The organism is Paenibacillus sp. J22FR5 (genome assembly GCF_059691975.1).
In genome coordinates, this window is sequence record NZ_JCAUAN010000009.1 from 1 (window position 1) to 14,591 (window position 14,591).

7 protein-coding genes are annotated in these 14,591 nt (G+C 35.8%); 3 read left to right on the top strand and 4 right to left on the bottom strand.

Annotated features, from left to right (window positions below; translation table 11 throughout):
• Positions 1-96: 96 nt before the first annotated feature.
• Positions 97-780 carry a hypothetical protein gene (locus AC58P7_RS14155; RefSeq protein ID WP_497343788.1) on the bottom strand — a complete coding sequence of 228 codons (684 nt, stop codon included), beginning with the start codon at positions 778-780 and terminating at the stop codon, positions 97-99.
• Between the two features lie 654 nt (positions 781-1,434).
• Between AC58P7_RS14155 and AC58P7_RS14160 the strand changes: the two genes are divergently transcribed.
• Positions 1,435-2,793 carry a hypothetical protein gene (locus AC58P7_RS14160; RefSeq protein ID WP_497343790.1) on the top strand — a complete coding sequence of 453 codons (1,359 nt, stop codon included), beginning with the start codon at positions 1,435-1,437 and terminating at the stop codon, positions 2,791-2,793.
• 781 nt (positions 2,794-3,574) lie between these two features.
• On the opposite strand, the gene AC58P7_RS14165 is transcribed toward AC58P7_RS14160, so the two are convergent.
• The 3 genes from AC58P7_RS14165 to AC58P7_RS14175 are packed head-to-tail and all read right to left on the bottom strand — an operon-like array spanning position 3,575 to position 11,132.
• Positions 3,575-6,205, bottom strand: a complete 2,631-nt coding sequence (locus AC58P7_RS14165) for a TnsA endonuclease N-terminal domain-containing protein (protein ID WP_497343792.1) — start codon at positions 6,203-6,205, stop codon at positions 3,575-3,577.
• Positions 6,198-8,222 (bottom strand): site-specific DNA-methyltransferase, encoded by a 2,025-nt coding sequence (locus tag AC58P7_RS14170; RefSeq protein ID WP_497343794.1) that lies wholly within the window; start codon positions 8,220-8,222, stop codon positions 6,198-6,200. Before AC58P7_RS14170 ends, AC58P7_RS14165 begins: the two co-directional genes overlap by 8 nt.
• 21 nt (positions 8,223-8,243) lie before the next feature.
• Positions 8,244-11,132: an ATP-dependent helicase gene (locus AC58P7_RS14175; protein WP_497343796.1), complete on the bottom strand. Its 2,889-nt coding sequence runs from the start codon at positions 11,130-11,132 to the stop codon at positions 8,244-8,246.
• A 573-nt stretch (positions 11,133-11,705) separates the two neighbouring features.
• Here AC58P7_RS14175 and AC58P7_RS14180 point away from each other — a divergent pair.
• Positions 11,706-12,557, top strand: a complete 852-nt coding sequence (locus AC58P7_RS14180) for a DNA adenine methylase (RefSeq protein WP_497343798.1) — start codon at positions 11,706-11,708, stop codon at positions 12,555-12,557.
• Positions 12,558-12,563: 6 nt separating this feature from the next.
• Positions 12,564-14,567 carry an ATP-binding protein gene (locus AC58P7_RS14185; protein ID WP_497343800.1) on the top strand — a complete coding sequence of 668 codons (2,004 nt, stop codon included), beginning with the start codon at positions 12,564-12,566 and terminating at the stop codon, positions 14,565-14,567.
• Positions 14,568-14,591: the final 24 nt, after the last annotated feature.

Sequence of the window (14,591 nt, forward strand, 5' to 3'; positions counted from 1 at the left end):
CCGTATCGTTACCTTTACGTGTTCAAGACTCGATTCCGGGTAGGGCGGCTTTTCCCTTTGCCCGGGTGGGAATTACACCCACTGAAAGCACCCAGCTTACCTAGGCGCACCGAAGAAACCTTTTAAATCAATAGAAACCACAAACATATTTTGGTTGGATGTTAATTTAGGAGCATAGTATTGACAAATCTTCTTTGGACGTGAAAGAAACAACCTATAATCTTCATAAAACTTTCGGTATGAATGAGAATTACCCCATCCAAACTTTGCTTGCTTCGGTTTATCATTTATCGATAACCATTCACAGTGTAATCGATTTCCATAACTATAAATCCCCTGTCTCTGTGCTTCAAGAAAATCAACTTCTTCTGATGGTCCTTGTGCTGTTTCTACTGCATCGGCCAAACAAAGCATTGCTGCAGTAGCGAGAGTTTGGTCTTTAATACTCAGATGTGCTAACGGTCTAAGCTTTTGTATTTCATCTGATTTCCAAAAATTTTCATCATTAACATCTTCAAAAGCCCAGCGAGAGCTTTTGGGTGCTGGAACAATTTTCATTTTATCCGGTTTATAATCACTTCTTTTACACGACTTTGCCCATTTTATTAATCTTTTCTCAAGATTTATAGTCGAACAATCAAGTTCCAAAACATCTGCATACCAGTTATGCCTACGAATATATTTTTGTGTCTTTTTCCAAGCCTGAGCAAGTACTACAGTGTCCGTCAGGTAATCTGTTCGCGGTGCAATTAGTGAATATTTATCTATTATTTCGTTCATAATTTCACCCCTAGGAAGTAGTTCTATTTTCACTTGTTGTAACAATAAAAGACAATATCTTGAAAATTATAACAAATTATTAAGACTTCTGATATAAATTTTAAAAATTATTCTACAGTTCTATTCCAAATATGCTTTTTTAGTTTCCCATAAAACTAATTTTTTTTGGGATGGTCTTAAACTACATTAATTTGAACTCCTGTTTTCATTTTTAATTTTTCGAAAAGTTTCCGTCTTATGTTTCAACGTTCCTCTGAATGAATCTAGACATAAAAAAACTGCACATCTAATAGTTAGATAGTGTCTAACTATTGGGGTGTAGCCCAGAGAATCGCCTTCTTAATCTTATGGATGAATCTACTTATTTAATAAATCTCAAATCGAATAATCTGCAACAAACATAACCTCCAGCTCCCTCAACCATTTTTCTAATTCTTGGTTGCTCTGTAATGCTTTAATTATCATAAGACAGGCGTTTGTCCTGTATCCTTCGTCCGATTTCAGTAATGCTTCTATAATTCTACCAATATACTTTCCAATCAATTCTGTAAAGCGAAAACAAGGAATACTTGAGATGCGAATCGAAATACTACTGAAACTATTCGATATAAAGGAAGTATCGTCTCTTTGAATTAGTTTAAGAAGCCGAAGAACGTGAAGATTACTATTGAAAGAGGAAATCATATGAACGAGATAAGGAAATCTTACTTTACTGACGTTTCAATTAGAGACGAGTTTATTAAATTGGTTAGTAGTTCCTTCATAATTCCCGAAGAATATAGGCCATACTTCGCAGAGGGGATCAAGAAATTTCAAAATAATCCAGACAAACCATTAACGGACAAAACAGTTGAAAAAATGGTTGCTACGGAGCAATCTTTAAACCAGTTCATTAAATCAATACAAAAAGAAAAAAACCCACAGCGTCAAATAGGCGAAAAATTTGGTCATTGGAAAGGTTATTTTGCGGAGTGGGTAACTTGTCTGGAATATAATTCTTTAACATATAAAGGCAATGTGATAATGACAATTGTGAATCCCGATACAACATCCAAGGCTGATTTGCTTCATCTAGTTAAAACCAATGATGGTTATGAAGTACTTGCTGGTCCTGATGTAAAAACTGGTTCGGCCGAGTATGTACTGACATCATATGAACGACTTCTAAGGGAAAAAATTGAAATACCTTTCTTAGACGCATTCGGTCATTTAACTGATAATAAAAAGGCACTAGGAAAAGGGCAAATAAAGCGACTAGAAGCTGCTCTAGAGGCACACCCTGGGAAAGAACCACTTGCAGGATTATTTTCTACAACAGATTACCATAGATTAATTATGGACTATCTTGCATTTGAAAAGACAGGTCACTTGCCTAGTGAGCGAGTTACTGGTGATTTTAAACTGCCAAAGTCAACTAAAACAATCGAAGATATTATAGACCTGAGCACTAGTCGTGAGACTTCCAACCTGATTAGTTGGGAACAATTCCGAATAGATTTTAGTGAAGGTCGGGTTTCACATGCCCCACTAGACATCGATCCAAATCCTGTTGAGATACCGCCACCTGTATCACGCTTAAAGGGAATAGATGAGTTAGATAAGTTTCCACATGCTAAGCAAAAAATTGATAATAGTAAATTAATCGATGCGCTAAATAACCGTAATGAAGTAAAAAATAAAAAAAGTAAGCTGGAGAAATTATTAGATCTTGGTAAAAAAACAGGGAAGTTTCTTGGACAATTGGCGTGGGAACACAGGTCGGATATTATTAATAGAATTATCATTCCATTAATAGAAGACAGAGTTTCAAAAAGTACTAAGAAAGTTATTAACTTAAGGGGACAAGAGGGAAAATCAATTCAACCTAGAGAACAAACGTCACTTAATAAATTAGATGGAATCGGCACTTCAAAGAGACCCCATGATCGTAGAGAGCATACGAGGCATTATCCAGATGGCCGAACCACAAAGGTTAAACAGTCACAAATAAATAAGCATAAGGATTCGTTATGAGCAATTAATAATTGACCCCAACAACAACATGTACATTTGCGTTCTTGAAGGTGTGCTGGGTTTTCCGCTTACCTATATATTGTCTGAAAAAATCACCAATCGTATGAAATTGAACAGAGCAAGACGCCGCGGACAACTAAAATAGCCTAGCTGCATGGCGAGTAGCAGCTAGGCGTTCTATAGCTATTTTAGTGGAATCGAGTAATCCAGAAGGTGAAGGCTATGTATTCCAATTTTCAATTGGAGTGTTCTTTCATCTTCCGTTGCTAGAACATGTACATCTCTAGCCCGTCCCGTGCACGGTATCCTTATGACCATCATCGTTAGATATTCTAACCAGATTGCACGCCCTCGGTTTCTGCTCCGATAGGGTAGCGCGCGCTTACAATCTGGGATTTCACGAATCCTGAAAAAAAGGAATCATATCACAGAAGGCGGATTCGGCCAAAATGCTACATACTGGAATCGAGAATGTGATATTTACATTCTGTATGATGGTGTGACTGGAACTATTGGATTTATTTGTAGTCGAGCAAAAGCCGAGAGAGAAGAGTTTGAGCAATCTTCTGACCAAGAATGATCTATACAGATCATTCTTGGTCAGAAGTAATAACTTTGATATTATACCTGTTGATTCTAGAATTCCAGATACAGATATTCTTAACCGTCTTATGATGATATTAAGTTTTTTGTGAAAGATAGAAACAGAGTGTTTAATAGCTAAGAGGTTATTCAGCTGAATAACCTCTTAGCCTTTAATACCATATTTCCTATTCAATCATTAAGCTAAAACTTTTTTGTAAATCCCCGCAGATGCTTCACTTCCGAGTATTACTTGATATTTCATGTTACTCGCTCCAGCTATCTGAGTGGCATACTCTTTCTTAGCTTGCACTACAGGATCATCGATTTTATTATCACCTTTCACTTCGACGATAACCCATGATTCATCATTCTTTTGGACAATAAAGTCTGGGTAGTAACGTCTAACCGTATGAGAGTCTGGATCAATATATTGAACAAAGAAATCTGACTGACCATGAGTTAACATTCCAGTGAAATAAACCTTAGTAACTTCACCACTTTTAATCAGGTTCCAAAACAACAATCTTTCTGGATTTGAGTCAAAGCAATAGGTATCGAGATGGAAGCTTTTCCCTGCATATTTAGCGATTGAAGAATCATTCTTCTCTAGAACCAATTCAGGCTTCGCAGTTACTGAATAATAGCCCTCCTTCGGTTCCTTTACAAGTTCAATTTCTTCCTCAATTGTCTTTTCTTCAGGTTCAAGATCAAACATTTCCTTAAACAATCTTGGAATTATCCAGTCATAGAGCAGTTCATTATATTCATTTACTGCCTTTAGGATTACATCCATTCCTTCTTTTGTACCTTCAAGGATATTCTCAATCTCTAGGCAGGATCGATTCAAATAGCGGGCAACTTCCGCTGTTAATGTAAAAGAACTAAACTTTCGTTGATCTTTTAACTCCGATAGATCTTCAACAAATGTAGTTTTTTTGCGTGCGGCATCATTAAAATCGATGCCATATTTAACTTTGTGAATTAACATATATTTTTCTACATCAGCTTCTGCCAAACAAAGATCTGTTCCCATTTGTGGGACTTTTTCTTTTATTTTATGTAATTTATGAATACGCTTGAGTTTTATTTTAACTGGTGGTGGTACAAGCTCTATTTGGTACTGCTTTTTACCATTATTATTTCCATTTAAGTCTGCTGTGCCAAGTCTAAAATTTTCTAAAAGCTCTTCCTCTAAAATCTTTATATTTTCATCGGAAAGGTATACATTTGCTGTCTCTTGAATATGGCCTATAGCACGCATACAACGCATAGTGGCTTGAAGAACAAATACTTTAGACTTAGGCTTTCGGTAAAGAGCTACTCCAAATAAAGAGCGACAATTCCATCCTTCACGACCCTTATTAACAAGCAAAATAACTTGTTTCTCTGATGACTTTGAATCTAGGCGATTGAACTCACGAATATCATCATTACTTGTTAATTTAGAATCCCCTACATTAATTAGTATTCTATTAATAGATATGTTTAGATCGGCCATTGCTGCTTCAACGGCTGGTTGTAACTCATCCTGCAATTCTTCAATTGATGAAGCAAAAAAGGCCAATTTAGGTAACATACCTTCATACCGATTTTCTCCATACTTTTCCCAAAAATCTTTGATTACTATCCTTACAAACTCTGTACTCTTCGGATTAGTAAAATCATGTAATTCTACTTTCTTTAAGTATTCATTATCAATTGCATCTTTTAAGCCATAAGCATAAATAACTTCAGGTAAGATCTGCTTGCCCACATAAGGCGTTCCAGTGAAATTATAACATGCAACGACATGCGTTCCAGACCTTTGGAGGCTTGCCGCAAGTTCGTTTATTGTTAACCTAAGACTGTTTGTAGCTTTCTTAATCCCCATATCCTTTGCTAGCTGATCACCGAATGAGTGATGTGCTTCATCAACAAATATGCCAAGTTGTTCTAACCTCGTCAGTTTGTAAAATCTTTGATTTAGTGTAAGTTCCGACTCGTCTTCAGGTGTATCAAAATCATAAAGATCAGCAAATTGATTGTATACACTTTCTGAATCAAAGGTTGGCTTAAGTGCAAACATTTGCTCCAACGAACTTTTTTCTTTGTGTTGTCTTTTTAATATTATCTTTTGACTGTTTGAAATTATTAAATTAAACCGAGAACTGTCAATTGTATTAAGGGTTGTTCCCGCTTCCTCTAGAAAATGAATTTGCAAATGAGCGTCAAGAAAACTTGCGTACTCTGGGGGAATAACCTTTGATTTATCGAAAGTATATATTTCTTTTAAGGATTCAAGTACTGTTCTATCAGGAGCAAATACAAGAGCATTGTGACAGTATTTCTTATCCTTGGGAAACTTATTTGCTAGAATAAATTCATAAAAGATACAGGTAGCCATTAAAATAGTTTTACCTGTCCCCATCGTCAACGCGAATATATAGTTGGGATAAAGCTGCGAATTATTTTTCATGTGAGTAAATACTGCTTTATATTGCTTATCGTCCAGTACACCAAACAAATCCATTTGCTCGCCTTCAAGGCCAACATCGTCACGGCTCGAAAACCTATCTAACTTTTGAAACCAGTCTTCAAATATTTTATATACTGGTGCGTTATTTAAATATTCCTTTAGAAAAATATACATCTCCAATGCTTCAAACTGAGGTACTCTTAAATAAGAGTTGGGATTACTTGGATCATTAAAGTCTAAAAACTTCTTAGATAAATCTCTATAGTGATTACGGATAGCACCCCGTTTTTCAGTATAAAATTGCCTAAGGTATTTAAAAAAGGTAAAATTCAAGTCAATATTTTCTTTAGAGGAGGCAGTTTTTTTAGCCATGTAATACAGTTACCTCCAATGATTCTGATAGTAAATCAGTAATTTTCAAACGGATGGTGCCGGCATTAATAGGAACTTCATAGGTACCGTTAACAAGTTCATCTTGTTTTGGTACATCAACTGTTGAGGGTTCAAAGATTACTCCATCATAATTCCAATCGATCATAATTGACTCTACTAATTGCCGCCAATCATCTACATTTTCTTTCATTAGGCTTAATTTTTGTAGTAAATTCATTGGGTAAAACTGTTCAACCGAAAGTAGGTTTTCATTACTTATAGTAATCTTAACCTCTGAGTCCCGCTTAAATTCAAGCTTGGATTCATTCCGAAGAATATCGACTACCTCAATATCAAGTTTATAGTTCACTTCACTTTGGAGTGCAGCAGCTAAATCAGGTTCGTGTCCCATACAAACTAATGTTATTTTTTCAACTGGTTGATTGGGTCTATTTTTTTCTTTTCTTTTTTCAAAAACTGTATAGTCAAATCCGGTTATTAATTCGTTTAAATCAGCACGAGTAGCAATTCGATTAATTGGCATAATCTTAACAAGTCTTCCATCCTTTTCACCATCATAGATACTATGATTCTCAAGAGGCTGTATCTCTAAGGCTTCAATAAGTAGTTCACGTGCTTGAATAGGGTTTCGAAATACATCGTAATGATTAACGTTATACACTTTAAAGCCACTATAAATAATTGACGACTCATTAATTTGTTCTACAGTAGTATCATCTTCAGAGTCTTCAAATTCATCTTGAAATTCTTCATTATTAAAATCAATAACACTTTGGGCGTCTTGTTTTAAATATTCTTTAGATAAATTAAGTAATCTCAGCGTAGTCGTTTGTATTGCTCCCAAATTAATATCTGCTCCAATGAATTTTCTGCCAAGTTTCATTGCAGCGGTTTGAGTCGTTCCCGATCCCATAAAACAATCAAATACTATATCGCCTGGATTGGATGATGCCAAAATAATTCTTTCAATTAATTTTAATGGTTTTTGTGTAGGATATCCAACTCTTTCATCTGCTTGAGAATTTAATAAAGAAATATCATTCCAAAAGCTTCCTATAGGCTTCCCTTTATCATCTTCGGGTCTTAGCATCCTAAATGGTTTACCTGTAGTTGACCACCCTAGGTTACCCTTTTGATCCAGTTTCTCTAAACTCGACTTCTTCATACGCCATCCTGCAGGACCAGGGGTATATCCTTTATACTCATAAACTAAATTTGCACGAGCCCCCATACCATCGGATCGTAAAATTGGTCCGTCGTAGTAGCGAAGCCCATTTTCATCAGTCCTATGGTATTTTTCTAATAACTCCTCTTCAGTTAAAGGAATTCTAACTCTGTCTAGGTGAAGCTCTGCCTTAGAAGACTTCACATAATAAAATATAGTATCAGTAAATGGGCTATATCTACGGGATTTATGCTGTGACCCCTTCGGATTAGTCGATCTAACCCAAATGATTTCGTTTTTAAAATTGTCGCTACCAAAAATCTCATCTAATATAAGTTTTAGATAGTGAGATTTATGTGAATCGCAGTGCAGATATATTGAACCATCATCTGCCAAAAGTTCTCTTAATAATATTAGTCTTTCGTACATGAATTGGAGGTAATCATCGTTAACCCAAATATCGTTATATTGCTTTTCTTCAAATACAGTATGATCATTTTCAGTTGTTTTATCTTTCAATTTAATAGTTTTCTTGTATTGAGCTTTGGAATCAAATGGAGGGTCAAGATACACTAATTTTACTTTTCCACGAAACTTTTTAAGAAGATGACTCATTACTTGAAGGTTATCACCCCAAAATAATTCATTAATCCAGCCATTAATCTCATCATTATGTTTCTCTTTTAGTTGTGCTGGATAGTACTGAGTTGACCGAAAAGGTCTCTTTCCTTTCCAGTGAAGCATCGGATAGCCTTGAATTGGTTCAAATTTATAGTTCTCCACGGAATCAAGGTTTAGGCTGTCGGTTTCTAATTTTATTTCTTGTTGCATCTATAGTTACGCCTCCATCATCTATTGTCTGTCGCAGTAAAACCTCATATCACATTCAGCACATATCTTTGCCGGACGCTCTGTGATAGTAAATTCTTTTCTCTCGATCTTATCAACTATATTATCAAATGTCTTTACAGTCTTGTCTATTGATTTAGCGTTCTTATTGAATGTTACATATGGGTTACCATCGTTTTCACCTGTGTAATATAAATGCAGCTTACTAACCTCTTGACCTGTTCGAGCTTCAACTAAATGTGCATAAACCTCAAGTTGCCTACGATAACGCTCAAGTTTATCACGATCATGAATTAAATCTGGCTTCTTCTCTCCTTTAAAATCAACAATTTCCACTGTTCCATCTTCGCCGCGGATAAGATCAATAGTACCTTTAAGAATATAGTTTTCTTTAACTAACGACACATCAACCTCAGCTTCTTTGATTCTAGACCAGTCTCCAGCTTGTCTGTCCACATATCTAAGTACTTGTTTTATTGCTACTTGTTGGATTTGTGGAGCTAAGTAAACTCGTTCTTTCTTTGTCAAATACAAGTAATTTCTATTAAACCAAGATTCAATGTTGACTGGTGTAATGAAGTGCTCCTCATTTCTTAGAGCACTTTTATGTATATCTTCAATTGTTTGATGAATAAGCATTCCAAAAAGTGTTGCATTACTTCTAACAGGCGAAAAATCCAGATCTTTAAAAAACCTATATTGTATAGCACAGTTTTCAAATAGAGCGATATGTGATGTAAAGGAGTATTCATTCTTTAAATTAACATCCTTCACCATTTCAAAATCCATCTTTGTTAAGTCTACAACATCATCTCGCCAGTAGGGGAGCTCATCATATTGTGTTTGAAAGTGTTTAGATGGTGAGTATTTTTGCCCTTTACCTTTTGGAGTATTTTCTTGGCATGACATAACAAGTAAGTTTTGCGCACGCGAAAAAGCAGTATAGAAAAGTCTCCAAAAGTCGTAGTTCTTGATTTTATCTATGGGCTCGAATGGTGGTTTTCGATAATGTTCATTTTGTAACACTTCATCTAATTCCGTATAATTCTTCCGTGGGCCCTCATTTAATGACCCTACCAATACAATAGGAAACTCAAGCCCCTTGGATTGATGTATTGTCAGGAATGAGACACAACCGCTTGGGGCGTATTCAGAGTCATCTTCATATTCATTAATCCCACCATCCATTAGGAAGCGTAAGTATTGATTAAATAAATCACGAATGTTTTTATCAAGAAATTTAGGCGTTATTACAGATATATTGTGTAAATATTCAAACTTAGTAAGCAGCTTTGAGAACAATGCAAGGTTTCTAGCTTGGCGACTATCTACGATCATTGTTGCCCCTGAATCTTGAATGTATCGACCAAATAAAGGAAATTGGAGCAATTCATAAAATAACCGAGCAAAACCATAGTCAGTATTTTCACTTAGAGTTAAATGGTTTTTAGCTCTTTTACGGCACCAGTTTAGAAGGTCTTTGTTTTCTGACAAACGTAACTGATCAGCAAATTCAGCAAAGCAGCTATCGTAGTAATCCCACTCCCTAAGATAAGCATCATCACTCCACTTTCTAACTTTTGGGAATTGAGGAAATAAGAAAATAAGGGCACCTAAAATAAGTCTTACTTCCTCACGGTCAAAGAACATGTTTGAGCGAGGGGAATAGACCGGTATCCCCATTGACTCGAGGTATTCAGCTAGGCTTACTACTTTCTCATTCCTAACTGACCTAAATAAAAATGCTACTTGATTCCAATCTGACAATTTACCTGAATTTCTTAGCGCATGTAAAAATTCAAAAACTTCATTATTCCAGTTATTTGCACCATCTTGACCAGAGACCTTAATAACAGCCGGTACGTCAACAAACTCATCTTCTCTTGGAAGGATAATCTTATTATACCTGAACACTTTTCCATTATCTGTCCAACTGTTCATTCCCATCCATCTGTTATAAAAGTCGATAATTTTGGGATGAGATCGATAGTTTATTGTTAGTTCAACCTGGTGACAATCTCCATCAGGAAAGTTATTAGGAAACTCAAGAATATTTCTTATGGTTGCTCCCCGAAAGCGGTACAAACCCTGATCGTCGTCCCCGACAACACAAATATTACGTTTTTCACTTGTGATCAAAAATAGAATAAGTTCCTGAACAGTATTCGTGTCCTGGTATTCATCGATCATTACGTATTGAATTTGTTCTCTTAACTTCTTTAAAATGACTGGATTATCTTCCAGTAGTCGAAGTGTTTCCACTTGGATAGTGGAGAAATCTAGGCTATTGTTTTCTTCAAGTTGTTTTAAATATAAATAATAGCAATGCCCTAGTATTACAACTTGAGGGTTTGAAGAAGACAATAATGTATTAGTATCAATGCATTCTTCGCTTATCTTATTGAGCATATTCATTAAATCTTCTGCACGATCCCAACGTGACTTTACTGCCGTTCCAAAAAGTAATTCACTGTTAGGAATACTTTGATAATCATAAATTTTATTGTAAAGGAAATATTGTTGATCAAACTGATCCATTAAATTATAATTCCGTTTCAATCGAGTGTATTCACGGTTTTCTTCAAGTAATCTTAAGCAGATAGAGTGAATCGTTCCTATGTACATTTCATTCAGATTAACACTGACTTTAGCAGCAATAAGCCGATTTGAAATACGAGTAATGAGTTCTTGAGCAGCTTTTTCAGTGAATGTTGCAACCATAATATTTTCCACTGGAACATTCTTTTCAGAAATAAGATAACAGATTCGTTCTACAAGCGTAAATGTTTTTCCTGAACCAGGTCCAGCTATGATTAACAGGGGGCCCTCAGTTGTCTCAACAGCATTAAGTTGATCCTTATTTAATTTGTTTTTATTAACTATATTCGCCAAAGGGTTCCCTCCTGATAATTTATGTATATTTATAAACAAACTTTCATTTCAATGTTTTTACGTATGAAATACAATCCATTTATATTGATGGAATCAGTAGAGTAACACTCAATTATTTCGAAAAATTCTTCATGTTCTCCTTGAAACCAAATTTCTATGGGAATCTGAAATAATATACAATTCTCCAAATCCTGCATCTGTGCTGATTACTTTACCACTAGTATACATAGTACCAGCTCCCTATTATAGCTTAGATTATCCGTAAGTTTCACATTACAAATCCTACCATACTCCTAATATTAGAACAATCAATAGATCCTTATGTTAAACATAGAACTTAACGGATGAAATATCTATTTTGATCTAGCTGAAAACGTGTAAATGTGTAATTCAGAGCGATTTCAGGTCATTGTGTACTAATGCGGTTTATTATCTGACACTATGAAAATTAAGAAAGGATATACATCGACTTTTGTCGAAGTAATTAATTTTAGTTTTCTTTTGCATTTTCAAAAAATGAATCTTTAGTCGTAGGTACTTAGCAGGAAAATTTATACTTTTGGCGAAAATATTATGAATAAATGGGCTGTGAATAATTTTATGACCAAACGAACAATTCCGTTTTTGAAATGGGCTGGCGGAAAGCGATGGTTTACAAATAAATATAATGATATGTTTCCTAGAAACTTCGATCGTTATATTGAACCATTTCTCGGTGGTGGCTCTGTGTTTTTTCACTTAGAACCATTACATGCGTTATTGGGCGACGTAAATGACGATCTAATTACAACGTATATTTGTATTCGTGATAATTGGCAGGCTGTTGAAAACCTGCTAGTTCAACATCAAAGAAACCATTCTGAAAAGTATTATTACGAAATCAGGGACTCAGTACCAATCGAGACCGTTGAAAGGGCTGCGAGATTAATCTACTTAAATCGTACTTGTTTTAATGGGATTTATCGAGTTAACCGACAGGGCAAATTCAATGTTCCAAAAGGTACGAAAGATACTGTTATCTTCGATTTTGATGACTTTGAAAAGTTATCACGAATATTGACAAACGCCGAAATCCGTGTTAATGACTTTGAAATGTTAATTAATGAAGCACAAACAAATGACTTTATTTTTGCAGATCCACCTTACACAGTTAGGCATAACCAAAATGGATTCATTAAGTACAATGAAAATTTATTTTCTTGGAACGATCAGATTAGATTGGCCGATGCCTTAGGGAGAGCACGTGATAGAGGGGCCATTGTAGTTGCTACTAACGCCAATCATCATTTGCTTAGAGAGTTATACGAAGTACGCGGATTTAATCTTAGAACCGTTTCTCGCTATAGTTCAATATCAGCAGACCCTAACAAGCGTAATCAGTATGAAGAAATAATAGTATACGCTAATATTCCACAGGAGGAATGACAAAGTATGAGTCAAAATGCTTCAAGCCTCACTTCCTTAGTAAATAATGTTGCAATACAAGATAATCCGCTTTCGGTTTTGAGGACTTTCATTGAATCACAAGACAGTTACGAGAGAGCTAGGCAGACAGATAAGTGGCGGTTCGTTGGTTATGTGTTGGAGCTAGGATATGATACTGCAAAAATTATTACTTCAGATCCATACAAAATAGCAGTGGGAGGTATACCTCGGGGATCGTTTTTGATTATGACTCCTAATAATCCGGGCAATCTGCCTCTGCATTTTACGTTATTACGCGTCACAGGAGTTACAACAACCCCTCTAAGTAACCAAGTACAGCAAACATATTTTGAATTGCACAAAAAATCAATGCCTGAACTTGATGTTTGGACACAGGGTGAATTGCAGTGGGGAGCCTTGGAGTGCGATGTACTAGGAATGTTCTATCCTGACCCTAATGATCAGCGTCGACTTTCATTTTCTGGTGATGTAAATAATGTAGTAAGTGCCCACCGCTATAGAGTTTTTGCTCCTGATGAAGATCTTCAGAAATTAATAGTCAACGGAACTGTTAAGCCAGAGCAGCAGTTTGAACTTGGCACATTGCGAACAATGGAATGCCGACTCACAGAAGCAAGCGTCTCACAAATCCCAGTAAAAATTTCTATGAAAGATTTCAAAGGTTGCCGTACATCAATGTTTGGTAAAACACGATTGGGTAAATCGAATGTTGTGAAGCTTATTGCTCAAGGTATGCTCGAATCCACTGTCAATGATAACAGCGTTGGGCAACTTATTTTTGATATAAACGGTGAGTACGCCAATGATAATCCTCAAGATGGAAATAAATCCATTCGTTCAGCATTTGCTGATAGATGTGAGGTCTATGCTCTTACTCAGCGGCCAAATACTCCTTCGAAACCGCTGAGACTGAACTTTTATGAACAACCTGAGTCATGTATTGAAATACTAGCCTCTATGTTACAGCAAGATAATAAGGTATCAAATTATATTCGTAGTTTTGCAAGTGTAAAATTACCATCTATTGAAAGTATTGCAACTATGCCTGATGGTGATAAAACTAGACCTGTAAGGAAAGTACAATTATATTGGGCTATTCTAAAAAAAGCAGGATTTCATGGTGATGAATCCCGACTCAAGGATAGAGGGCTATTAAGTAGAAACGCCAAACATTTTAATCCAAGTTTTAATCAAGAACTTCGAACCGCCGCGTATAGTTCTTCCAACAGACAACCAGGAAATGCTCCTGCCAATTTGGATGAATTAGTATCTGAATTTGAAGTGATGGCGAAATTTCAACGAGAAAATCCAAATCACCAAGCATTAGTCAGTGGTAGTGGAAAGCCTATGTTTGATGCGGATGATCAAGCATTACTTGAATTTTTAGCCCCCAATTCAGGATCGGGACCATCTATTTTACGAGCATACAAAGATTATCATTCACCATTGGCAGGAGACTTCCTTAAAGATATCCTTGATTTATTGGATACAGGAAAAACTGTAATTCTTGATCTTGGAAATGCAACAGATGCAATTCGCCGTTACTTTTCTGAAATGCTTTCAAGAACAATCTTCGCTTATCAAGAGAAAAAATTCGTAAGTAATTCACTTGGAAATCATTATATACAACTTTATTTTGAAGAGGCTCACAACCTATTCCCACCAAATGATAAGGATCTTACGGGAGTCTATGCTCGATTTGCAAAAGAAGGTGCTAAGTTTCATATCGGTATGGTGTATTCAACACAATCACCGTCAACGATCAACAAAGAACTATTAGCTCAAACTGAAAATTTCTTTATTGGTCATTTAGCCTCTGTTGATGAAACAAAAGCATTATCTAGAGTACAGGTTGCGTTTGAAGGGATTGAAGAAGACATTTTACGCTCTAAGACGCCTGGTTACATGCGAATGCTGACGATGTCTCATCGTTTTGTAATTCCAATGCAAGCGAAGAGGTTCGAGGCCTCAACTCCCTTAATTCAGTAAGCAGTTGTTAGTTTTAGGAGGTCA

What these genes read in the sequence shown, in the direction of transcription:
- AC58P7_RS14165 (WP_497343792.1), bottom strand. Translation starts at nt 6,205, where the DNA reads ATGGCTAAAAAAACTGCCTCCTCTAAAGAAAATATTGACTTGAATTTT.
- AC58P7_RS14180 (WP_497343798.1), top strand. Translation starts at nt 11,706, where the DNA reads ATGAATAAATGGGCTGTGAATAATTTTATGACCAAACGAACAATTCCG.
- AC58P7_RS14155 (WP_497343788.1), bottom strand. Translation starts at nt 780, where the DNA reads ATGAACGAAATAATAGATAAATATTCACTAATTGCACCGCGAACAGAT.
- AC58P7_RS14185 (WP_497343800.1), top strand. Translation starts at nt 12,564, where the DNA reads ATGAGTCAAAATGCTTCAAGCCTCACTTCCTTAGTAAATAATGTTGCA.
- AC58P7_RS14170 (WP_497343794.1), bottom strand. Translation starts at nt 8,222, where the DNA reads ATGCAACAAGAAATAAAATTAGAAACCGACAGCCTAAACCTTGATTCC.